This window comes from Brevibacterium sp. FAM 27836 (assembly GCF_051351055.1).
In the GTDB taxonomy this organism is placed as follows: domain Bacteria; phylum Actinomycetota; class Actinomycetes; order Actinomycetales; family Brevibacteriaceae; genus Brevibacterium.
The window spans coordinates 1761773-1783862 of sequence record NZ_CP195711.1; the positions used below are offsets into that span (position 1 = coordinate 1761773).

At 67.9% G+C, this 22090-nt stretch carries 18 protein-coding genes and 1 tRNA gene; 15 read left to right on the forward strand and 4 right to left on the reverse strand.

Annotation, left to right across the window (positions count from 1 at the left end; genetic code table 11):
• Positions 1-31 precede the first annotated feature (31 nt).
• From ACSE4D_RS07970 to ACSE4D_RS07980, 3 genes are all read right to left on the reverse strand, one after another.
• Positions 32-499, reverse strand: a complete 468-nt coding sequence (locus ACSE4D_RS07970; RefSeq protein ID WP_425119139.1) for a VanZ family protein — start codon at positions 497-499, stop codon at positions 32-34.
• A 51-nt stretch (positions 500-550) separates the two neighbouring features.
• Positions 551-1627, reverse strand: coding sequence for an NAD(P)-dependent alcohol dehydrogenase (locus ACSE4D_RS07975; protein ID WP_135537637.1), 1077 nt, complete (start codon positions 1625-1627; stop codon positions 551-553).
• Between the two features lie 161 nt (positions 1628-1788).
• Positions 1789-3663 carry a bifunctional 3'-5' exonuclease/DNA polymerase gene (locus ACSE4D_RS07980; protein ID WP_436327022.1) on the reverse strand — a complete coding sequence of 625 codons (1875 nt, stop codon included), beginning with the start codon at positions 3661-3663 and terminating at the stop codon, positions 1789-1791.
• A 173-nt stretch (positions 3664-3836) separates the two neighbouring features.
• Between ACSE4D_RS07980 and ACSE4D_RS07985 the strand changes: the two genes are divergently transcribed.
• From ACSE4D_RS07985 to ACSE4D_RS08025, 9 genes are all read left to right on the forward strand, one after another.
• Complete coding sequence (locus ACSE4D_RS07985; protein ID WP_436327023.1) at positions 3837-5210, forward strand: FAD-binding oxidoreductase; 1374 nt, start codon at positions 3837-3839, stop codon at positions 5208-5210.
• Between the two features lie 138 nt (positions 5211-5348).
• Positions 5349-5783 carry a YciI family protein gene (locus ACSE4D_RS07990; RefSeq protein ID WP_135537640.1) on the forward strand — a complete coding sequence of 145 codons (435 nt, stop codon included), beginning with the start codon at positions 5349-5351 and terminating at the stop codon, positions 5781-5783.
• Between the two features lie 13 nt (positions 5784-5796).
• Positions 5797-7110: an RNA polymerase sigma factor gene (locus tag ACSE4D_RS07995; protein ID WP_205683285.1), complete on the forward strand. Its 1314-nt coding sequence runs from the start codon at positions 5797-5799 to the stop codon at positions 7108-7110.
• An 84-nt stretch (positions 7111-7194) separates the two neighbouring features.
• Positions 7195-8166 carry a mevalonate kinase gene (mvk, locus tag ACSE4D_RS08000; RefSeq protein WP_167854332.1) on the forward strand — a complete coding sequence of 324 codons (972 nt, stop codon included), beginning with the start codon at positions 7195-7197 and terminating at the stop codon, positions 8164-8166.
• The gene (gene mvaD / locus ACSE4D_RS08005; protein ID WP_135537642.1) at positions 8163-9173 is read left to right on the forward strand and encodes a diphosphomevalonate decarboxylase; all 1011 of its coding nucleotides are present in this window, start codon (positions 8163-8165) and stop codon (positions 9171-9173) included. Before mvk ends, mvaD begins: the two co-directional genes overlap by 4 nt.
• Entirely contained in the window at positions 9170-10327 is a 1158-nt protein-coding gene (locus ACSE4D_RS08010; RefSeq protein ID WP_135537643.1) for a phosphomevalonate kinase, read from the forward strand. Before mvaD ends, ACSE4D_RS08010 begins: the two co-directional genes overlap by 4 nt.
• A complete protein-coding gene (locus ACSE4D_RS08015) occupies positions 10317-11492 on the forward strand; it encodes an alpha-hydroxy-acid oxidizing protein (protein ID WP_425119136.1) in 1176 nt (391 codons plus the stop codon). The genes ACSE4D_RS08010 and ACSE4D_RS08015 overlap by 11 nt, the downstream gene beginning before the upstream one ends.
• A complete protein-coding gene (locus ACSE4D_RS08020; RefSeq protein WP_240689559.1) occupies positions 11489-12559 on the forward strand; it encodes a hydroxymethylglutaryl-CoA reductase in 1071 nt (356 codons plus the stop codon). The genes ACSE4D_RS08015 and ACSE4D_RS08020 overlap by 4 nt, the downstream gene beginning before the upstream one ends.
• A complete protein-coding gene (locus tag ACSE4D_RS08025) occupies positions 12556-13755 on the forward strand; it encodes a hydroxymethylglutaryl-CoA synthase (RefSeq protein WP_425119135.1) in 1200 nt (399 codons plus the stop codon). The genes ACSE4D_RS08020 and ACSE4D_RS08025 overlap by 4 nt, the downstream gene beginning before the upstream one ends.
• A 158-nt stretch (positions 13756-13913) precedes the next feature.
• On the opposite strand, the gene ACSE4D_RS08030 is transcribed toward ACSE4D_RS08025, so the two are convergent.
• Positions 13914-13997, reverse strand: a tRNA-Leu gene (locus ACSE4D_RS08030).
• 399 nt (positions 13998-14396) lie between these two features.
• Here ACSE4D_RS08030 and ACSE4D_RS08035 point away from each other — a divergent pair.
• The 6 genes from ACSE4D_RS08035 to ACSE4D_RS08060 are packed head-to-tail and all read left to right on the forward strand — an operon-like array spanning position 14397 to position 22086.
• Complete coding sequence (locus ACSE4D_RS08035; RefSeq protein ID WP_425119134.1) at positions 14397-15263, forward strand: FhaA domain-containing protein; 867 nt, start codon at positions 14397-14399, stop codon at positions 15261-15263.
• Positions 15260-15775, forward strand: a complete 516-nt coding sequence (locus ACSE4D_RS08040) for an FHA domain-containing protein FhaB/FipA (RefSeq protein ID WP_135537647.1) — start codon at positions 15260-15262, stop codon at positions 15773-15775. The genes ACSE4D_RS08035 and ACSE4D_RS08040 overlap by 4 nt, the downstream gene beginning before the upstream one ends.
• A 53-nt stretch (positions 15776-15828) precedes the next feature.
• Positions 15829-17205, forward strand: coding sequence for a PP2C family protein-serine/threonine phosphatase (locus tag ACSE4D_RS08045; RefSeq protein WP_425119133.1), 1377 nt, complete (start codon positions 15829-15831; stop codon positions 17203-17205).
• Positions 17205-18791, forward strand: coding sequence for an FtsW/RodA/SpoVE family cell cycle protein (locus ACSE4D_RS08050; RefSeq protein WP_436327024.1), 1587 nt, complete (start codon positions 17205-17207; stop codon positions 18789-18791). Before ACSE4D_RS08045 ends, ACSE4D_RS08050 begins: the two co-directional genes overlap by 1 nt.
• Positions 18788-20257, forward strand: coding sequence for a peptidoglycan D,D-transpeptidase FtsI family protein (locus ACSE4D_RS08055; protein WP_425119131.1), 1470 nt, complete (start codon positions 18788-18790; stop codon positions 20255-20257). The genes ACSE4D_RS08050 and ACSE4D_RS08055 overlap by 4 nt, the downstream gene beginning before the upstream one ends.
• A complete protein-coding gene (locus tag ACSE4D_RS08060) occupies positions 20254-22086 on the forward strand; it encodes a protein kinase domain-containing protein (RefSeq protein ID WP_436327025.1) in 1833 nt (610 codons plus the stop codon). The genes ACSE4D_RS08055 and ACSE4D_RS08060 overlap by 4 nt, the downstream gene beginning before the upstream one ends.
• The last annotated feature ends 4 nt before the right edge of the window (positions 22087-22090 follow it).

The window sequence follows — 22090 nt, forward strand, 5'->3', positions numbered from 1 at the left end:
GGATCTCGTGAACGATGGGGTTGGAACGTCCTCAACGGACCTCGTGATCGATGGGTTCGTCGTCCCACCTCGGCGGCCAGATGGTCATGACGATGAGCCCGAGCAGCGCGCCGATCCCGGCACCGAGGCTGTTCGTCACGAGGTCGCTGATCGTGGCGAAGCGGGTGGGCGAGAGCAGGGTCGCCTGCGTGCCTTCGATGAGGCAGGTGAAGGCGATCCCCGTGACCCAGCCGACCCACCAGCGGCTGCGTCCGCACTGGAGCGCGACGAGCAGACCGAAGGGAACGAACATGCCGACGTTCGCGAGCTTCTCGAGGATGTCGTAGTCGATCCACGCCGTCACCGGGTGAGAGGCGAGGAACTCGAGCAGTCGGGCGATGAATGAACCGGAACCCGTGTCGAGCTGGTTCGGGGTGAGCGTGACGAGGCCGATGAAGATCGTGTAGAGGATGAGCAGCGCCAAGGGCACGGTCCGCACCCGCCTCTTCGACCCTGTCATCGAACCCACCCCCTCACCACTGTTCAGCGACCTCGACTCAGATGACTTCGCTCAGACTGCTTCGACATCGTCGAAGCTCGCGGTGTCGATGACGACGCGGAAGCGCACATCTCCGGCCACGACCCTGTCGTAGGCGGCGTCCGCCTCGGTGACGGGGATCGTCTCGATCTTCGCGGCGATGCCGTGCTCGGCGCAGAAGTCGAGCATCTCCTGGGTCTCGGCGATGCCGCCGATGTTCGATCCGGCGAGCACCTTGGCCCCGCCGATGATCGAACCGAAGGACAGCTTCTGCTTCTCCGGCGGCAGTCCGACGACGGCCATGACTCCACGCGGCCCCAGCAGGTGGAGGTAGCGGTCGACGGGGATGTCGGCGCTGATCGTGTTGAGGATGAGGTCGAATTCGCCGTTGTGCCGGCGGAAGAAGCCGTCCTCGGTGGTGGCGAGCATCCGCTTCGCACCGAGGGCGAGCGCATCGGCTTCCTTGTTGAGCGTGCGTGAGAGAACGGTCACCTCGGCGCCCATGGCCGCGGCGATCTGCACACCCATGTGGCCGAGCCCGCCGAGCCCGACGACAGCGACCTGCTTGGGTGCGCCGTTCTTCTTCTCACCGGCGCCCCACCGGGCCAGCGGCTGGTAGGTGGTGATGCCCGCGCACAGCAGCGGGGCGGCGACGTCGAAGTCGAGGGAATCGGGAATGCGGCACACGAAGCGTTCGTTGACGACGACCTTCTGAGCGTAACCGCCCTGCGTGATCGTGCCGTCGACGTCTTCGACGTTGTAGGTGCCGACACTGCCCGTGAAGCAGTTCTGCTCCTGGCCGGCCCGGCACTCCTCGCATTCGCCGCAGGAGTCGACCATGCAGCCGACTCCCACACGGTCGCCGACCTTCCACCCTGTGACCTCGGAGCCGACGGCTTCGACGACGCCGGCGATCTCATGGCCGACGGTCAGCGGGAAGTTCGCCTCACCCCATTCGTTGCGGATGGTGTGGATGTCGCTGTGGCAGATGCCCGCGGCCCTGATGTCGATGACGACGTCGTCGGGACGCGGGTCGCGCCGCTGGATGGTCGTGACGGAAAACGGCTGGTCCGGCCCGGTCTTCTGCAGTGCCTTGACGCTGATGCTCATGTGCTCTCCTTGTTCGGATATGCGAAACTGGGCCCCATCGTCCAGCGCCTGACGCCCGCAGTCTATTCCATGCATCGGCACTGATCTTTCAGTTCGCACTCAGTGCTCGAATCGGGCTCCCACCGGCTCAGTCCTCGCCCCAGGGCGGTCTTCGAACCGACTCAGTCCTTGGTCGCGCGCTGCCCGATGTTCAGCTCGAGAGGGAAATCGACGGGGGCATCACCGAAGAGCAGACGGCCCGCCGAGGCGGCCGCCGCCCTGATCTCCTCCGCCGCCCGTTCGGCCTGCTCGGCCGGGGCGTGGACGATGACCTCATCGTGGAGGAAGAAGACAAGGTGGGCGCGACGTGAGAACACCGGTCCCGAGGCGGCCGCCGGTTCCGCAGCCGCCGGTTCGACAGCCGACCGACCTATCGATCCCGACCCTCCGTCGCTGCCTCCGTCGATTGCGGGCAGCCGGGCCAAACGCAGCCGCAGATCGGCGAGCCAGGCCAGCGCCCATTCGGCGGCGGTGCCCTGGACGACGAAGTTGCGGGTGAACCGTCCCTGGTCACCGGCGGCCCGACGGGCCCGCTGCTCATCGACGCCGGTGGCGTCGAAGCGGTTCGCGGCCTTCTGCAGGCGCTGCCAGCCCTCGCTCGGCGGCGGGGAGGTCCGCCCCAGCCAGGTGGACACGACTCCCCCACGCACTCCCACCTCGGCGGCGGAATCGACGAGATGCATCGCGGCGGGGAAATTCGCACGCAGGCGGGGCACCAAGGCACCCGCCTCACCGGTCGTCGAACCGTACATGGCACCGAGCACCGCGATCTTCGCCTCCTGCCGCGTGGCCACGACTCCGGCATCGACGAGCCCGGAGTACAGGTCTTTGCCGAACCCGGCCGCGGCCATCGCCCGGTCCCCGGACATGGCGGCGAGCGCACGGGGTTCGAGCTGAGCGACGTCGGCGGAGACGAGACGCCATCCGTGGTCGGCGCGCAGGGCCGGGCGCAGCTGCCGCGGAATCTGCAGAGCCCCTCCCCCACTGGCCGCCCAACGACCGGTGACGACGCCGCCGGGCACATAGACCGGCCGATAGCGACCCTCATCCACCCACTCATCGAGCCAATGCCAGCCGTTGGCGCTCAGCAGCCGCGCCATCTTCTTGTATTCGAGCAGAGGTGCGATCGCCGGATGCTCGCTGCCGCTCAGCTCCCATTTCGAAGTCGAGGCGACGTTGATGCCGGCATTGTGCAGGGAGGACAGCAGCCGGTTCGGGGAGTCGAGGTTGACCCGCGGGTCCTCGAGCGCGGCACGGACCTGATCGGCCTTCGCCAGCATCTTCGCGGGTTTCCCATCACGGATCGGCCGGGGCCCGAGGAGCTCAGTGAGGATCCGGTCGTGCTCGGCCTCGTCCCAGGGCACCCCGGCCGCTCGCATCTCCGCGGCGACGAGTCCTCCGGCCGATTCCGCCGCCAGCAGCAGACGCAGCCGACCCGGATCGCCTGCGCTGTCGACGGCGGCGGTCTGGCGGGCGAACTCGGCCAGGGCCGCCTCAAGGTCGTGCGGCACCTGCGGGACACGGCCGCGGCCGGCGTCGACCTCGAAGAGCGCGGCGGCCTCCTCACCGTCCTCGGCGCCGGTGGGCGCGGCGTCCCAATCCTCGGCGGCACGGAGCGGCTCGGCGGCGGTGACGAGTTCGGAGCGGGCGAGGATCGCATGAGCCAGTCGCAGATCGTGGCAGCGTTCGATGCTCACCCCGGCCGCCAGCAGCGGCGGGTACCACTTCGGGGTGTCGCTGAAGACCCATCTCGGCGGGGGTGTGCGCTGATCCGCCCCGTCGGCGCCGGACCCGTCGGGGCCGACAGCGGCGTTTCCGGCCGGGTTCTCACGGTCACGGACGAACTCGGGCAGGGCCGCCTCGGCGAGTTCGATCCGACCGATCTGTGCACCTGTCGCATCGAGATCGACGATGCGGATCCGCGCCCCCTCGAGCCCGGTGCCGGGCACGGTCCCGAGCACGCAGGCGGCGGGCAGCTGATCGGGGGCGACGGTCATGGGTTCAGCCTACGCCGCGACGAGCTGCGGAAGGGCCCTTCACGAGCACTCTCGGCACGATGCGGACCCGCCCGGTCCGCACCTTGACCTCCGCGCCGAGAACGACAGTGATCCTGGTAACGTCGGAAGCGAATTCCGGGTGCCGAACTCCGCTCGAAAGGCTCGATCACAACATGGACGTTGTCTCCTCCCTCACCTCAGCCCTGCCGGCCTCGGCCGTCATCACCGATCCCGACTCGATGGACGCCTACCGCTGGGATCGAGCGAACGATCCTGATGCCGGCGTACCGCTGGCCGTCGTCCGAGTGTCCTCCACCGAGGAGGTGCAGCAGGTCGTGCGCATCGCCGCCGAGGCGAAGGTGCCGATCGTGCCCCGCGGCGCCGGTTCCGGACTGTCCGGAGGCAGCTCCGCGATCGCCGGCGGAATCGTCCTCTCACTGGATCAGATGCGCGAGATCAGCATCGATCCGATCACGCGCATGGCCGTCGTCCAGCCGGGTGCCTTCAACGCCGAGGTGAAGGCCGCCGCCGCCGAACACGGCCTGTGGTACCCGCCGGATCCCTCGTCCTTCGAGTTCTGCTCGATCGGCGGCAACATCGCCACGAACGCCGGCGGTCTGTGCTGCGTGAAATACGGCGTGACCACGGACTATGTGCTGGGCATGACGGTGGTGCTCGCCGATGGGCGGGCCGTAAATCTCGGTGGACCCAGGCTCAAGGACGTCGCGGGTCTGCCGCTGACGAAGCTCTTCGTCGGCTCCGAAGGAACCCTGGGCATCATCACCGAGGTGACCCTGCGACTCATTCCCGCCCAGCTGCCCCCGACGACCGTCGTCGCGATGTTCGGCAAGCTCGCCGATGCCACGCAGGCCGTGCTCGACATCGCGAAGGCCATGCGGCCGTCGATGCTCGAGTTCATGGACAAGCCGTCGATCAACGCCGTCGAGGACGAACTGAAGATGGGTCTCGACCGGGAGGCCGAGGGCATGCTCGTCATCCAATCCGACGAACCCGGAGAGCATTCGAGCGTGCAGGCGGCGCTCATCGAAGAGATCTGCAACTCCAACGCCGCCTCCGAGTGCTACCTCACCGCCGACCCCGATGAGGGCGAAGCCTTCGTCACGGCCCGCCGCATCGCGATTCCGGCCGTGGAGAAGAAGGGCGCTCTGCTGCTCGAGGACGTCGGAGTCCCGCTGCCGAAGCTCGGCGACCTGGTCCTCGGCATCGAGAAGATCTCGGCCGGGCGTGAGGTCACGATCGCCGTCATCGCCCACGCCGGCGACGGCAACACGCACCCCCTGCTCGTGCTCGACCCGAAGGATGAGGCGCAGCAGGAGCGCGCGCGCATCGCCTACGGCGAAGTCATGGACCTGGCGACCGGCCTCGGCGGCACCATCACCGGTGAGCACGGCGTCGGCCGGCTCAAAGCCCCATGGCTCGCGCCCTACCTCGGCGAGGACGTCATGGAGCTCAACCACCGGATCAAACAGGCCCTCGATCCTGACAACATCTTCAACCCCGGATCGGTCTACACCGGGCTGGTCTGAGCACCCGGCCGGGCCGAACCGCCTCGGCGGAAGGAATTCGTGGAAGAATTCTGAGCACGGTGTTGAATCGACGTCGATTCGATCGTCTTCTCTGTGAGCGACCGAAATCCGGTCGCCGCACACAGAACGGAGCGAACCATGCGCTACTCACTGATCTTCCACGCCCCCGAGCCCGGAGTCGACGGCCCCGCCCCCACCGAAGAGGACTTCCAGGAGATGATGCGCCTCATGGACGACTTCGGCCAGGCCCTGACCTCGGCCGGAGTATTCGTCGCCTGGGAGATGCTCGCACCCCACTCCGAGACGAAGACCGTGACCCGGAGGACCGGAGAGGTCGTCATCGAGGATGGGCCCTTCGCCGCGGCGAAAGAGGCTCTGGCCGGGGTCGTCGTCATCGACGTTCCCGACATCGAGGCGGCCCTGACTTGGGCCGAGAAATTCCCCGGCACGAGCTACGGCACGATCGAGATCCGACCCGCGGCGACTTCGTTCGTCGACGGCACCTGGACCCGACCGGGTGACGGGCCGGCCCGATCGGGCGACTGCCCGTCCCGACCGGACCAGTCGTCCTGAACTCCTCGCCGCGATGACCGAGCCCGCAGAGATCACCGATCCTGCCGAGTGGGCGATGAACCTGTCCCAGGACGGCTGGGGCAGGATCATCGCGCTCATCGCGGCCGCCGACGGAGACATCGCCGGCGCCGAGGATGCACTGGCCACCGCGCTCGAACGTGCCGTCACCGCGTGGCGGGCCCAGGGGCCGCCCGACAATCCCGAAGGGTGGCTCTACCGGGTGGCGCTCAATGCTCGCCGGGACGTATGGAAGTCTGCGGCCGCCCGGACCGCGACCGCCCTCGACGAGGAGACGATCGACCGGATCGACCAGGGTGGTGCGCATATCGACCGGGCGACGGGCCGCCTCGGTTCCTATCCTTCGAGCATTGATTCTGCGAGCGCCGATTCCGCCGATCTTGCCCCCTACGCTCTGCCCGATCAGCGCCTCGAACTCCTCGCCGCCTGCGCGCATCCGGACATCGACGCGGCCGCCAGGCCGCTGCTCATGCTCTCGGCGGTGATGGGAATGACGGCGAAGCAGATCGCCGCGGCCATGGCCCTGCCGGCCGCCACCGTCTCTGCCCGTCTGACCAGGGCGAAGAAGCGGGTTGCCGGTCTCGGCGTCGCCTTCGGCAGTCCCGACCGCCTCGACCTCGAGTCCCGTCTGCCCGATGTGCACGAGACGATCTACGGAGCCTTCGCCATCGAATGGACTCATGCGGCGGCCCAGCCGCGAGACGGCATGATCGGCGAGGCCCTGTACCTATCCCGTCTCGTGGCGCAGCTGTGCCCTGGCGACGGCGAATCCCACGGACTGGCCGCCCTCATCCACCTCTCTGCCGCTCGCTTCCCCGCCCGACGCAGCGGTGACGGGCGATTCGTTCCCCTCTCCTGTCAGGACCCCAACTTCTGGGACCAAACACTCACCGAGGCCGGCGAGCGCCACCTCGTCGAGGTCCACCGCTGCGGACACATCGGCCGATTCGGACTCGAGGCGGCCATCCAACTCCTCCATATGGCAGGAATCCGCACCGGGTCCACGGATTGGCCGATGCTGCTGCGCCTCCACGACGACCTCGCGCAGGTCGCGCCGAGCCTCGGCGGCTCGGTCTCCCGGGCGGCCGTCCTCGCGGAGGTCGACGGCCCCGAGACGGGACTGATGGCGCTCGACGCACTCGATGCCGACTCACCACGCCTTTCGGCTTTCCAACCGGCCTGGGTGCTGCGGGCTCATCTGCTGACCCGCCTCGGCCGCACTGACGAGGCGGCCACGGCGCGTCGGCGCGCCCTCGACCTGACCACCGACCCTGCCGAACGCGCCTACCTCTCGGTAGGGCTCACCTGAGACCGAGGTCACCTCGTCTTCGGGATGGGCCGGGGTACGGCATATGATGGTGGAATCAATCCACAGACTCCGAAATCCTCCTGCATGCACAATTCCTCTCAGACCGAACCGCCTCCGGCCGCCGCAGGCACAGCTCAGGGCTTCGCCCATGCCAAGGCCATCCTGTTCGGCGAACACGCGGTCGTCTACGGCTCTCCCGCCGTCGCCGTGCCGTTGCACGGCCTCGGAGTCCAGACCGATATCCGCCGGTCACCGGAGCAGGAGACCCGGATCGAGAGCCAGCTGTTCTCCGGGAACGCGCAGACCGCCCCGGAGCCGATGGGTCCCGTCGTCGCCGGGCTGACCGCCGCCCTTGAGGGCGTGGGCGATCCCGACGCCGAGGTGGAGCTGCTCATCCGTTCGGCGATCCCCCACAGCCGGGGCTTGGGATCGAGTGCCGCCGTGGCCACATCCGTCGCCCGGGCCGTGGCGAATCTCCATGCCACCGTCTTCGACGAGGAGGCCCTCCACGAGATCGTGCAGGCCGCCGAGACCGTCGCCCACGGCCGCCCCAGCGGCATCGATGCCTGGGCAGTGGCCAAACCCGCCCCGATCCGCTTCCAGACCGGGTGCGCGGAGACGATCGATGTCGGTCAGCGCCTCGTCTTCGTCCTCGCCGATTCCGGTCACCACGGGTCCACCGCCGAGGCGGTCGGCGGAGTGCGTGCCCGCCGTGACGCGGATCCGACGCGCATCGGCGCGATGATCGACCGCTTGGCCGAGCTCACCGATGCCGCCGTGGACGATATCCGCTCCGGTGACCAGGTGACGATCGGCCACCGCATGCTCGAGGCCCATGAGCTGCTCAGCGGCCTCGGCGTCTCCACCCCGAGCCTGGACTCCCTCGTCGCTGCGGCCACCGCGGCCGGAGCCCGCGGGGCCAAGCTCACCGGCGGAGGTCTCGGCGGCTGCGTGCTGGCCCTGGCCGATGGAGACGACGCCGCCGAGGAACTGGCGGATGCGCTGCGCGCCGCGGGAGCTCCCCGCACCTGGACGACGGAGGTCAGACCGACATGAGAACGACGACGGCGCGGGCCTACCCGAACATCGCCCTGGTCAAATACTGGGGCAAAGCCGATGAGGAGCTCATCCTGCCCGCCGCGGGCAGCCTCTCGCTGACCCTGGACCACTTCGAGACCACGACCACGGTGGTTCCCGCCCCGGAGGCGGCCACCGATGTCCTCGAACTCGACGGCAGCCTCGCCGATCCCGGGCAGACGAACCGCATCTCCGTCTTCCTCGACCATGTCCGCGAACTCGCCGGACGCGAGGACCGGGTCCTTGTCCGCTCCCGCAACTCCGTGCCCACGGGTGCCGGACTGGCCTCCTCGGCGTCGGGCTTCGCCGCCCTGGCGACCGCGGCCGCCGCAGCCTTCGACCTCGACCTCGATGCCCGCGAGCTCAGCCGTCTGGCCCGCCGCGGTTCGGGATCGGCCTGCCGGTCCATCGCCGCAGGGATGGCCGTGTGGCATGCCGGTGACGACGAGTCCTCGTTCGCCGAATCCGTCGACGCCCCGGACATGCGCATGATCATCGTCACCGTCAACCGCGCCAGGAAGGCCGTGTCCTCCCGCGAGGCGATGCGTCTGACGGCGGAGACCTCCCCGTTCTACTCCGGTTGGGTGTCCTCGACCGAGGACTACCTCGAGCAGATGGTCGCGGCCTGCTCCGCCGAGGACTTCACCCGCATCGGCGAGATCACCGAATCCCATGCCCTGCGCATGCACGGACTCATCCAGTCCACTGTGCCCCCGATCCGCTTCCTCAACCCGACCAGCCATGCGATCTTCGACGCCGTGGCCGAAGCCCGCGAGCACGGGATCAAAGCCTATTCGACCGCCGATGCCGGTCCGAACGTCGCCGTCATCGTCCGCCCCTCCGACGCCGAGGCGCTGGCGGAGAGGCTCTCCGGATTCGGCGATGTCCGCGTCGTCGGCCCCGGCCCCGGCGCCCACCTGCTCACCGCCGCTGACGAAGTCCCGCCCGCTGCGGGCACGTCTGCGGGTGAAGGCAGCCACGCATGATCGAGACCCGGGCGCCCGGAAAGCTCTTCATCGCCGGAGAATACGCCGTCGTCTCCCCCGGGCAGCCGGCGGTGCTCGTCGCCGTCGATCGCTGCATCACGGTGCGGCTGACCGAGAGTGAGGACTCCGGCCGCATCCACTCCTCCGAATACGGTCAGGCACCGCTGGTGTGGCACCGGGAGGAGAACGGCGAGGCCATCGTCCTCGAGCATCGTCCTGCCGACTATGTGCTCTCGGCGATCTCGACCGTCGAGGAGCTGCGGGCCGCCCGAGGTGCGGACCCTCGCTATTTCGATCTTGAGATCTCCAGCGAACTCGATGACACCGACGGCCGGAAGTTCGGGCTCGGCTCCTCGGCCGCGGTGACCGTGGCGACGGTCGCGGCCCTCGCCGAGTTCTACGAGCTTCGCCTCAGCCCCGCCGAACGCTTCAAACTCGCGCTGCTGGCAACGATCGCGATCTCGCCGAACGCTTCGGGCGGAGATCTGGCCGCCAGCACCTTCGGCGGGTGGATCCGCTACTCTTCGCCCGACCGTGCCGCCCTGCGCGCCCACCGTGAGGCCCATGGCGTCGTCTCGGCACTGAACTGCTCGCAATGGGCGGGCTCTTCTGCGCGGCGGATCACTCCTCCCGCCTCTCTCGATCTCCTCGTGGGATGGACGGGTTCACCGGCCTCGACCGAGCACCTCGTCAAACGCGTCCACTCCCCCGGCGCCGCACACGATGCTGCGCCCGCACCTGAGGCTGGCCCGGCACCTGAGGCCGGCCCCGCGCCCGTAGCCGCCGAGCCGCGTCCCTTCTCCTCCTTCGCCGCCGATTCCCATACTCTCGTCGACGATCTCGTGTCCGCCTTCGATGACGATGATGCCCAAGCGGCGCTGAAGACCATCCGCGCCGCTCGCGCCCTGCTCCAGCGCCTCGGCGAGACCTCGGGCAGCCTCATCGAGACCGCCACCCTGCACCAACTGTGCGAGATCGCTGAAGCACACGGTGCCGCCGCGAAGCCCTCGGGCGCCGGCGGCGGCGACTGCGGGATCGCAATGGCCCATTCCCACACCGATGCGCAGACCATCCTGACCGGCTGGGAAGCCGCAGGCATCCGACCATTGGACCTCGGCACCCACCGAGAGGAAGGCGAGATCGATGAGTTCTGAGACCCCCGAGGCCAAGGCCTCCCGCGCCTCCCGCAAGGACGACCACGTCCGCCTCGCTTCGGCGCAGCAGACCGAAGGGCCCCGCCGCAGCGACTTCGACGACCTCGAGTTCGTCCACCATGCGCTGTCGGGCACCAGTCCCGAGCGCGTCGACCTCTCCGTCGACCTCGGCGACTGGACCTGGCCGACCCCCTTCTATGTCAACGGCATGACCGGCGGCACCGAGACCACGGCGAAGATCAACCGGGACCTCGCGATCGCCGCGGCCGAGACCGGTCTGCCCATGGCCTGCGGGTCGATGAGCGTGGCCCTTGACGATGCGGAGGCCGCGAAGGGCTTCACCGTCATCCGGGAGGAGAACCCGCACGGCTTCGTCATGGGCAACCTCGGCGCCGGTCGCAGCGCCGACGATGCCCGCCGGGCCGTCGAACTGCTCGAGGCCGACGCCCTGCAGCTGCACATCAACCCCGTCCAGGAGACCGCGATGCCCGAAGGCACCCGCGACTTCTCCACCTGGCTGTCAGGGCTCGAGGACATCGTCGCCGCCTGCCCCGTGCCCGTCGTCGTCAAAGAGGTCGGCTTCGGACTCAGCCGCCGCACCCTGTCGCTGCTCGCCGGCATCGGGGTCCGCTTCGCCGATGTCTCCGGTGCCGGCGGCACGGACTTCCTGCGCATCGAGAACGACCGCGCCGGGGCCAGCGACTTCTCCATGCTCACCGGCTTCGGCCAGTCCGCCCTGGCCTGCCTGCTCGACGCCCCACCGGAATGGACCACCCCCGCTGACACCGGCGACGCGTCGACGACCACCGGCGACGCGAATGCCGACGGCGTCTCGTCACGTGTGCTGCTGGCCTCCGGCGGAGTCCGCAACCCCTATGATGTCGTCAAAGCGCTGGCCTGCGGAGCTCGTGCCGTCGGTGTCGCCGGCACCTTCCTGCAGACCGTGCTCGATCACGGTCCGGACGGACTCGTCGAACTCGTGCGCACCTGGCAGACTCAGACCTCGGCCCTGTTCGCTCTGCTCGGTGCCGAACGGTCCACGGATCTCACGGGCACGGACCTGCTCACGCGAGGCCGCCTCGGCGAGTTCGCCCGGCTGCGCGGAATCGACGTCACCGCGCTCTCGCACCGAACTGACGTTCTTTCGAGGAGGAATCAGCTGTGAAACAGCAGACCACGATGACCGGGATCCCGACCACCTGGGTCGGTCCCCTGCGGGTCAGCGGCGAAGCGCTGGCTCCGACAGGCACCCACACCGAAGTGGCCGTGCCCCTGGCAACGTACGAAACCCCGCTGTGGCCCTCCGTCGGTCGCGGCGCGTCGATCTCGCGTGAGATCGACGGCGGCATCCGCACCGTCATCGTCGATGAGCGCATGACCCGGTCGGTGCTCTTCGTCGCCGAATCCGCGATCGGCGCCGAGGCGGCCGCGCAGGCCATCCGACACCGCATGCCCGAACTCGAGGACGTCGTCTCGGCCGGCAGCAACCATGCCCGGCTCATCGAGGTCCACCCGGAGATCGTCGGCAATCTGCTCTTCGTCCGCTTCGCCTTCCGGACCAACGACGCTTCGGGCCACAACATGGTCACCCAGGCCTCGGACACGCTCATGGAGCGCATTCTGTCCTGGCAGCTGGGCCTCGACTACGGTTCGGTGTCGGGCAACTACTGCTCGGACAAGAAGGCGACCGCGGTCAACGGGATCCTCGGGCGCGGCCGCAATGTCGTCGCCGAGATCCTCCTGCCCCACGAGGTCGTCGAACGCCGCCTGCGCTCGACCGCGGAGAAGATGACCGAGATCGTCATCCGCAAGAACCTCGTCGGGTCGACGATCGCCGGGGCGCTGCGATCGGCGAACGCCCACTATGCGAACATGCTGCTCGCCTTCTACCTGGCCACGGGTCAGGATGCGGCGAACATCGTCGAGGGCTCGCAGGGGATCACCTATGCGGAGAACCGACCCGAGGGCCTGTACTTCTCGACCACCCTGCCGCATCTCATCGTCGGCACCGTCGGCAACGGCAAGGATCTGCCGCATGTCGACGAGGCGCTGGAGCGACTCGGCTGCCGCGAGGACCGCGAGCCCGGTGCGAACTCGCGCCGTCTGGCCGCGCTCATGGCCGCCACCGTGCTCTGCGGTGAGCTCTCGCTGCTCGCCGCGCAGACGAACCCGGGCGAGCTCATGTCCACACATCTTGAGATGGAACGCAGAGAGGACGGCGAGGCCGCATGACACCGATCGGCATCGACGACATCGAGTTGACCACGACCCATCATGTCGTCCGACTCGACGACTTCGCCGAGGCGAACGGCACCGATCCGAACAAGTTCCGTCTCGGTCTCGGGCAGGACGAGTTCAGCTTCCCGGCGCCCGATGAGGACATCGTCACCATGGCCGCCGCGGCCGCAGCACCCATCATCGAACGCAGCGGCACCGAGGGCATCAGGACGATGCTGTTCGCCACGGAGTCCGGCACCGACCAGTCCAAGGCCGCGGGCATGGCGGTGCATTCGCTGCTCGAGCTGCCCTCGCAGATGCGCATCATCGAGGTCAAAGAGGCCTGTTATTCGGCGACTGCGGCGCTGCAGGCCGCCGTCGGCATCGTCACGCGTTCACCCGGCCAACGCGTCCTCGTCATCGCTTCGGACGTCGCCCGCTACGAACTCGACACCGCCGGCGAGCCCACTCAGGGTGCCGGAGCCGTGGCGATGCTCGTCTCCGCGAACCCGAGGCTGCTCGAGATCGAACCGGTCTCGGGCCTGAACTCCGCCGATGTCGATGACTTCTGGCGGCCGAACGATTCGACGACCGCGATCGTCGACGGTGCTCTGTCCGTCACCGCATACCTCGACTCCCTCACCGGCGCCTGGAACGATCTGCAGACGCAGGACGGACCGGGAATCGACGAGATCGACCGCATCCTCTACCACCAGCCGTTCACGAAGATGGCGAAGAAGGCGCAGGTCCACCTCGCCGGTCTGACCGGAGCGGTGCTCGACACCGAGATCGTCGCGGGTGCTCAGACCGCTTCTGCCTCCGACCCGCGCGATACGGGACTGGCGGCGAGCACCCTGTACAACCGCCGTCTCGGCAACTCGTACACCGCTTCGCTGTATGCGGGTCTGTGTTCGCTGCTCGACCACGATTCGGATCTCGCGGGCAGGCGCATCGGACTCTTCAGCTACGGCTCGGGAAGCGTCGGAGAGTTCTTCACCGCCCGCGTCGTGCCCGGCTATGAGCAGCATTCGCATCGCGAGACCGTGACCGCGGCACTCGATGCCCGCGTGCCGCTGTCCATCGACGAGTACCGCGCCCTGCACGCGACCGAGCTGCCGAGCGCCGAGGACGTCTCGACCCCGAAGGTGACCGCGGGACCGTTCCGCTTCGCCGGGGTCACGGGCCGCGCCCGCGTCTACGAACGCAGCTGAGCCGCGACCTCCCACCCCGTCGGGCCCCGCGGCGCAGCCTCGCGCCGCGGTCTCCCGCCCCGGTGCTGCGGGCTTGCGCCGCGGGGCTCTTCTGCAGACACGACGAAGCCCCTCACCCGACCTTCTCGAGGTCCCGGTGAGGGGCTTCATGTTCGCTGTGCGCGAGGGGGGACTTGAACCCCCACGACCTTGCGGCCACTGGCACCTGAAGCCAGCGCGTCTACCAATTCCGCCACTCGCGCGAACAAGAGAAAACTCTAGCATCGCTGACGGCGAAACATAAAACCGGATGGAGCGAAAGCGCACAAACGTGTCCACGTTCACATTTCCCGTCCTTGATCACAATTGTCCGACGACCCTCCCCCGTCCCCCGCGGTGCCGCCGTCCCGGCGCCTGCACCGCGCCCCGCGCAGCCCGCACACCACCTCTCACCATCCCCGCGACTTCACTGGACGCGGGCCGAGAATCCCGGCACAGCTTCGCCCCGAGAACACGCGCGACGTGAGTTGAGAGCCTCACCGCGTTAGGATTGGGTGTTGATGTGCTCAGACTGTGCCCACCCGGGACCACCTGGTCAGGGCCCACACAGACGCGTGGCGAAGAGTTCGTCTGCGACCGGCAACACCTGATGAGGAGGTGCCATGGGGATACTCGATCGCTTCGAGAAGGGGCTGGAGAGCGTCGTCAACGGCGCCTTTGCCAAGGCCTTCCGATCACAGGTCGAACCCGTCGAACTCGCCGGCGCTCTGCGCCGTGAGGCCGACAACAAGGCCGCCGTGGTCTCCCGCGGCCGCACACTGACAGCCAACCACTACATCATCGAGCTCTCACCGACGGATCACGACCGACTCTCCGGTCTCGAGTCCGAACTGCGCTCGGATCTGCGCCAAGTCATCGGCGATCACGCCGTCGAGCAGGCCTACAGCTTCGTCGGTCCCGTGTCCGTCGAATTCTCCTTGGCCGATGACCTCGACACGGGCATGTACCGGGTCGTGTCCTCGACTCAGCGCCCCGACGGCTCCCCGGCCGCGCAGCCGGCCAATCGCGGCGGCTACGACCCGGTCTCCCGGGCCAACCCGGTCGTCGGCGAGTCACCGAACTCCGGCTCCCGGCCCGTGACCCCGCGCCGCACCCCGGAACCGGCGCGGGCGACACCCGCCCCGCGCGCCAATCCGGCCCCCCGACCGGCCTCCGCACCTGCCCCCGCACGCAGCCGCACGATCGAGGCCAGCGTGACCATCGACGGTCGCGCCCAGCAGCTGCGCCAGGGCACGAACACCTTCGGCCGCTCCTCGTCGAGTTCGGACTTCGTCATCGACGACCCGGGCGTCTCCCGCCGCCACTTCGAGATCATCGTCGAAGGCGACCATGCGGTGGCCAACGACCTCGGTTCGACGAACGGCACACTGCTGCACGGACGCAAACTCACCTCGGCGAACCTCTCCGACGGCGACATCCTCCTCGCCGGAGAGGCCGAAGTCCACTACAGCGAGCGAGACGCCCAGTGAGCGAATTCACCGTCACCGTCTTCCGGCTGGCCTTCTTCGTCATCCTCTGGCTCTTCGTCCTCGGAGTCGCCGGAGTTCTGCGCCGCGACATCTTCGGTCCCCGCCGTTCCCGCGCCGGACGGAAATCTCGCCGAGGCGGCTCCAAGGCCACCGCGCCCCCGCCGGCCCGTCCGGCTCCCGCACCCCGGCAGGCCCCCGCGGCCGCACCGGTCGCCCACGCCCATCCGGGCACCATCCGCATCACCGACGGCCCACTGGCCGGTCAGTCGCTCATGCTCTCCGGAGCCCCCGTGACCTTCGGCCGTGCGCCGGACAACACGATCGTCATCAACGACGACTTCGCGTCCAGCCACCATGCCCGGATCTCCGCGAAGAACGGCGCCTGGCTGCTCGAGGACCTCGGTTCGACGAACGGCACCATCGTCGACGGATCACGCATGACCGGCCCTGTGCGGCTGAGCATCGGCACCCGGATCACCATCGGACATACGACCCTGGAGACCCAATCGTGACGACCGGCGGTACCATCACTCTCCGTTCGGCAGCCCGGTCTCACACCGGGCTGGTGCGCAAGAACAACCAGGATTCCGGCTATGCCGGACCGAACTTCCTGCTCATCGCCGACGGTATGGGCGGTCACGCCGGCGGTGACGTCGCCTCGGCGATCACCGTCGCCCGTCTGGCCGAACTCGATGAGGAACCCGGCGGCGAGGACGCGCTCGAACTGCTGCGCACCTCGATCCTCGACGCCAATGACCGGATCGTCCGCGGCGTCGGCGAACAGCCCGAACTCGCCGGAATGGGCACCACCGTCACCGCGGTGCTGCGCGCCCCGGGCAATCGCTTCGCACTCGCCCATATCGGCGACTCCCGCGGCTATGTTCTGCGCGACGGTCGGCTGCAGCCGATCACCCATGACCACACCTTCGTCCAGATGCTCGTCGACGAAGGCCGGATCACCGCCGAGGAGGCCGAGACCCACCCGCAGCGTTCCGTGGTGATGAAGGTCCTCGGTGACGTCGGCGCCTCCCCCGATCTCGATCTGTCCCTGCGCGAAGCCCAGGTCGGCGACCGCTGGATGCTGTGTTCGGACGGACTGACCGGCTTCGCCGACCTCGACGACATCTCCCGAGTCCTCACCGAGGTGGCCGACCCCGACGAGGCCTGCCGCCAGCTCATCGATCTCGCCCTGGCCGGCGGCGGAGCCGACAATGTCACCGTCGTCGTCGGCGATGTCCTCGAAGGCGAAGTCGAGACTCCCGGCGGAGTCTCCGTCGGCTCCGTCCACATCAATCCCCGCTATGCGGCGATCGGTGCGAATCCCGAGACCGAACCTGCTGCGGACACCGACACCCAAGCGGCCTACGAGGACGCAGAGATTCCCACCGACACCGTGCCGATTCAGGCCGTCGACGGCGAGGCCGATGACGACGTTCAAGCCCAGGACGGCACCACTCGGCAGCTGCGGACCAAAACCGCCGCGGATGAGGAGGACGACCTCGACGACGAGGTCGAGAAAAGGTCCTACCTCGGATGGATCATCACCGCCATCGTGATCATCGCGCTGGCCGTGGGCGGCTTCTTCGCCTACAACTACGTCAGCAACCAGTACTACGTCGCCGCCGAAGACGGCAAGGTCTCGCTCTACCGCGGTCTCGACACCACACTCGGACCCATCGAGCTCAGCCGCCTCGTCGACACCACCGACATCGAGATCGACAGCCTCAACAGCTATTCGCAGGACCGTCTGCACGGTTCGATCCCCGCCGGTTCGCGCGATGAAGCCGACCGCATCATCGACAACCTGCGCAAGGAATCCGACCGCTCGACCGGTGTGACCGGCAACGTCGAGGATTCGACGAACCCGACCGACCCGGCACCCTCACCTCCGGATTCGAAATCCGCCGACCCCAGTGATGCGATCACCCGGGAGTCGCAGTGATGAACCAGGCTCCCTCGCAGACCGCGCGACCCAGACCCTACCGGCTGGCCGAACTCGGTCTCCTGATCCTGGCCATCGCCGTCGCCACCAGTGCTTATGCCCTTGTCGGCCTCGGCGTCGAGGGCACGATCCCGGCCAACGTCTACGGTTATGCCGGCTGGCTGGCCGCCCTGGGCCTCATCCTCCATGTCGTCGTCTGGATCAAGGCGAAGTACGCCGACCCCGTGCTCGTGCCGATCGCGGTGCTGCTCAACGGGCTCGGACTGGCCATGATCTATCGCGTCGACCTCGGACGGAAGGAATACCTGGGTTCGGCCATGACCCAGCTGGTGTGGATGACACTGGGCGTGGGACTGGCCATCGCGGTCATCTTCGTCGTCCGTGACCACCGCTGGCTGCGCCGCTACACCTTTGTGTCCGGCTTCGCCGCCCTGGTCTTCCTCCTGCTGCCGCTCGTCCCAGGCCTCGGCAAGACCATCAACGGCGCCCGCATCTGGATCGGTGTCGGGCCCCTGTCCTTCCAGCCCGGTGAGATCGCGAAGATCCTGCTGGCGATCTTCTTCGCCGGCTACCTCGTCAGCTACAAGGACCAGCTCGTGGCCGCCGGGCCGAAGATCCTCGGCATCCGGTTCCCCCGCCTGCGCGACTTCGGTCCCATCGTCATCGCCTGGGTCGCCAGCGTCGGCATCCTCGTGTTCGAGAAGGACCTGGGCACCTCCCTGCTCTTCTTCGGCCTCTTCGTCGCCATGCTCTACGTCGCCACCGCCAAGGTCTCCTGGATCATCCTCGGCCTCGGCTTCTTCTCCGCCGGCGCCGTCGCTGCGACCTTCCTCTTCTCCCACGTCGGACAGCGAGTGTCCGGGTGGCTCAATGCCCTCAGCCCCGAGGAGTACAACAAGACCCCCGGCGGCTCCTACCAGCTGGTGCAGGGCCTGTTCGGCATGTCCAACGGCGGACTCATCGGCACCGGTTTCGGTGAAGGACGACCGAATATGGTCCCCTACGCCGAATCCGACTTCATCTATGCCAGCTTCGGTGAGGAGATCGGCCTGGCCGGACTCTTCGTGCTCCTGCTGTGCTATCTCTTCATCTTCCAGCGCGGCATCCGCACCGCCCAGCAGCTGCGCGACGGCTTCGGCATCCTGCTGGCCACCGGACTGTCCTTCACGATCGCCCTGCAGGTCTTCGTCGTCGTCGGCGGCGTCACCCGCCTCATCCCGCTGACGGGTCTGACCACGCCGTTCCTGGCGCAGGGCGGATCCTCGCTCATCGCGAACTGGATGATCATCGCTCTGCTGCTGCGGATCTCGGACAATGCCCGCCGCCCCGTCGAGGAGTTCCACACCGGCGTCCTCAAGGTCACCGAGGATCCGGAACCGGGGAAGAACACCGCACCGGCCGCGGTCGGAACCGGGGCCGCGGTCGGTCCGGCCGCCTCGGCGAACGCTGTCGACGAGGACGACCCGACGACGAACCTGCGCCGCACCGACGACGAGGCCGCCACGACGAACCTGCCGCCCGCACGCGGCCAGGACTCGGACAACACCAACCCCACGGACTCACGACCCTCCGGAGGTGAACGATGAAGAAGCCGCTGACACATATCGCAGTCGTCGGATTCGTCATGTTCGCGCTCCTGTTCGGGTCGACGAGCTGGGTGCAGTACGTGACCGCGGACTCGCTCAACGACAACCAGCTCAACAACCGTCGGATCCTCGATCAGCTCGCTCGCGACCGCGGCCCGCTCCTCGTCGACGGCACCCCGATCGCGTATTCGGAACCTGTCGACGACAAGTACAAGTACCAGCGCAAATACGGTTCGGACAATCTCGATCCGCGCGCCTACGCTTCGCTGACCGGCTTCTACTCGGTGGTCTCCGGTGCTTCGGGCATGGAACGCGCCGCCGGGGACTACCTCTCCGGTGACTCCGATGCGCTCTTCTACGACAAGGTCGGATCCTTCTTCACCGGTGAGCAGCCTCGCGGCGCGGCCGTGGAGCTGACGATCGATCCGAAGGTGCAGCAAGCGGCATGGGACGGTCTGGGCAACCAGAACGGCGCGGCCGTGGCGATCAACCCGAAGACCGGGAAGATCCTCGCCATGGTCTCGACCCCCGGCTGGAATCCCAACGCCCTGGCCAACCACGACACGGATGCCGCCAACAAGGCCTTCGAGAACCTCGAATCGGCCGAGGGCAAACCCGCCTACAACCGTGCCATCGGCGGCAATCTCTACCCGCCCGGATCGACCTTCAAGGTCCTCGTCGCCGCCGCTGCCCTCGAGTCCGGGGACTACGAACCCGATTCGCAGCTCAACGGTCCCGCGACGCTCGACCTGCCGCAGACCACGGCGACGATCGGCAACTCCCATTCCGGCGCCTGCCGCAACGGCGGGCACCCGACCCTGGCCGATTCGCTCGCCGAATCCTGCAACACCTCGTTCGCCTCGCTCGGCATGGACCTCGGTGAGGACGCGGTCGCGAAGCAGGCGGAGAAGTTCGGCTTCGGCAAGGACCTCGAGATCCCACTCAACGTCACCCCGTCGTCGTTCCCGTCCGATCTCAACCCGCCGCAGCTCGCGCAGTCCTCCCTCGGTCAGTACGAGGTCCGGTCGACCCCGATGCAGATGGCGATGATGACTGCCGGCATTGCGAACGGCGGAAAGATGATGAAACCGCAGCTCGTCGACCGGGTGCTCAACGCGAACACCCTCGAACCGATCTCCGAGACCCGGCCGAAGGAACTCTCCCGCCCCGTCTCCGGCGATACGGCCGACAAGCTCACCGAGATGATGACCGGAGTCGTCGACAACGGCACCGCCTCGGTGGCGAAGATCGACGGAATGAAGGTCGCCGCGAAGACCGGCACCGCCCAGCATGCCAAGGGCGCGGCACCCCACGCCTGGTTCATCTCCTTCGCCCCTGCCGAAGATCCGGAGATCGCGGTCGCAGTCGTCGTCGAAAACGGTGGAAACGCAGGCAACGAAGCTTATGGTGCGACGGTGGCAGGACCGATCGCGAAGAACATGATGGAAGCGGTGGTCGAGAAATGAGACCCGTCGAAGGCACCCTGTTGGGCAACCGATACAAACTCACCTCCCGCATCGCCGTCGGCGGCATGGGCGAGGTCTGGAAGGGCGTGGACTCCGTCCTCGGCCGCGAGGTCGCGGCGAAGATCCTCAAGGACGAATACCTCTCCGAATCCACTTTCCTCGCCCGCTTCCGCGCCGAGGCGCAGAACATGGGTCGGGTCTCCGACCCGGGGATCGCTGGCGTCTACGACTACGGAGACGAGGACGGCTCACCCTACCTCGTCATGGAGTACGTTCCCGGGGAAGCGCTGTCGGCGATCATCGAACGCAGCGCGCCCCTGTCCGAGACCGACACCCTGAGCATCGTCACCCAGGCCGCTGCCGCGCTCGGTGCCGCGCACAAGGTCGGGGTCATCCACCGCGACGTCAAGCCCGGCAACATCCTCATGACCCCGGACTTCCGGGTCAAGATCACGGATTTCGGCATCGCCCGCGTCACGGATCAGGCACCGCTGACGAAGACCGGTCAGGTCATGGGCACCGCCCAGTACCTGGCCCCCGAACAGGCCACCGGCAAGGGTTCGGGCCCTGGCTCGGACCTCTATGCACTCGGCATCATCGCCTACGAGGCCCTGGCCGGGCAGCGCCCCTTCACGGGCGACTCGCAGGTCGCGATCGCCATCGCTCAGGTCAACCAGCAGCATCCGCCGCTGCCGGACACGGTCTCCGAACCGCTGCGCCGATTCGTCGACTGCCTGTTGGAGAAGAAGCCCGAACGTCGCCCTTCCGATGCGTTCAAGGTCGCGAAGGCCGCCGAGGCGCTCTCCGCCGGGGACGTCGCCGGTGCCGAGGAGCTCGTCCCGCAGATGCGGCACGGCAATGCCGCCGCCGAGGCGCTCACCCAGGTCTTCAACAATCCCGAGCCGGCAGCCACGACGAAGACCCTGCCCGTCACCGCGTCCCAGGACGCCACGCAGGTCTACCCGAACAGCCAGGCTCCCGGTTTCGCCGGCGCTGCCGGTGCGGGAGCCGCAGGTGCGGCCGGAACCGGCGAACTCGACCCGAACGATCCGCAGAACCAGGATCTCGAGAAGGACAAGCAGTCGAACAAGGGCCGCGTCCTCATCTGGATCCTTGCGATCATCGCCCTCATCGCCGTCGGTTCCCTGCTGTGGTTCTTCCTCGGCGGGGGAAATGCCGAACCCGAACCGGATCCGTCGACCTCGGCGCCGACCTCGGAGGCGGCGAAGACGATCGAGATCGATCCGAACGACTACATAGGACTGAGCGAATCCTCGGCGACGCAGAATCTCGAGAACAAGGGGCTGAAAGTCGACGCCACCGAGATCAACTCGGATCGTGCCTCCGGAACCGTCGCCGATGTCGGCGAGGGCGACAACGGATACACCTTCGAAGAGGGCGACACCGTCACCCTCTACGTCTCGGCCGGTCCCGCCGAACAGCCAGAGGAGCCGGCCTCGGATTCCGGATCCGATGGGGGTCAGGGCAACGACTCGGGGTCGAACTCGGACTCGGGTTCCTCCTCCGATTCGCAGGACCAGGGTTCAGGCTCCGGATCCGATTCGCAGGACAGCGAGACGGGCTCGGACTCGGGTTCTTCGAGCGAATCGAGCGCCGATGATTCCGGCAACGACAGCGGCAGCGAATCCGATTCCGGAAGCGGAAGCGGTTCCGACAACGGTTCCGACACGGGCAGCGGTTCGGACAGCGGTTCGGGCAGCAACTCGAACGGCGGCGACACCGGCTCCGGAAGCGGATCGAACTCATCGGACAACGCGAACAGCGGCGAGGCCAGTGGGAACCCGGGCGGGAACAACGGCAATGACTAGACCC

What these genes read in the sequence shown, in the direction of transcription:
- ACSE4D_RS07970 (WP_425119139.1), bottom strand. Translation starts at nt 499, where the DNA reads ATGACAGGGTCGAAGAGGCGGGTGCGGACCGTGCCCTTGGCGCTGCTC.
- ACSE4D_RS07975 (WP_135537637.1), bottom strand. Translation starts at nt 1,627, where the DNA reads ATGAGCATCAGCGTCAAGGCACTGCAGAAGACCGGGCCGGACCAGCCG.
- ACSE4D_RS07980 (WP_436327022.1), bottom strand. Translation starts at nt 3,663, where the DNA reads ATGACCGTCGCCCCCGATCAGCTGCCCGCCGCCTGCGTGCTCGGGACC.
- ACSE4D_RS07985 (WP_436327023.1), top strand. Translation starts at nt 3,837, where the DNA reads ATGGACGTTGTCTCCTCCCTCACCTCAGCCCTGCCGGCCTCGGCCGTC.
- ACSE4D_RS07990 (WP_135537640.1), top strand. Translation starts at nt 5,349, where the DNA reads ATGCGCTACTCACTGATCTTCCACGCCCCCGAGCCCGGAGTCGACGGC.
- ACSE4D_RS07995 (WP_205683285.1), top strand. Translation starts at nt 5,797, where the DNA reads ATGACCGAGCCCGCAGAGATCACCGATCCTGCCGAGTGGGCGATGAAC.
- mvk (WP_167854332.1), top strand. Translation starts at nt 7,195, where the DNA reads ATGCACAATTCCTCTCAGACCGAACCGCCTCCGGCCGCCGCAGGCACA.
- mvaD (WP_135537642.1), top strand. Translation starts at nt 8,163, where the DNA reads ATGAGAACGACGACGGCGCGGGCCTACCCGAACATCGCCCTGGTCAAA.
- ACSE4D_RS08010 (WP_135537643.1), top strand. Translation starts at nt 9,170, where the DNA reads ATGATCGAGACCCGGGCGCCCGGAAAGCTCTTCATCGCCGGAGAATAC.
- ACSE4D_RS08015 (WP_425119136.1), top strand. Translation starts at nt 10,317, where the DNA reads ATGAGTTCTGAGACCCCCGAGGCCAAGGCCTCCCGCGCCTCCCGCAAG.
- ACSE4D_RS08025 (WP_425119135.1), top strand. Translation starts at nt 12,556, where the DNA reads ATGACACCGATCGGCATCGACGACATCGAGTTGACCACGACCCATCAT.
- ACSE4D_RS08035 (WP_425119134.1), top strand. Translation starts at nt 14,397, where the DNA reads ATGGGGATACTCGATCGCTTCGAGAAGGGGCTGGAGAGCGTCGTCAAC.
- ACSE4D_RS08050 (WP_436327024.1), top strand. Translation starts at nt 17,205, where the DNA reads ATGAACCAGGCTCCCTCGCAGACCGCGCGACCCAGACCCTACCGGCTG.
- ACSE4D_RS08055 (WP_425119131.1), top strand. Translation starts at nt 18,788, where the DNA reads ATGAAGAAGCCGCTGACACATATCGCAGTCGTCGGATTCGTCATGTTC.
- ACSE4D_RS08060 (WP_436327025.1), top strand. Translation starts at nt 20,254, where the DNA reads ATGAGACCCGTCGAAGGCACCCTGTTGGGCAACCGATACAAACTCACC.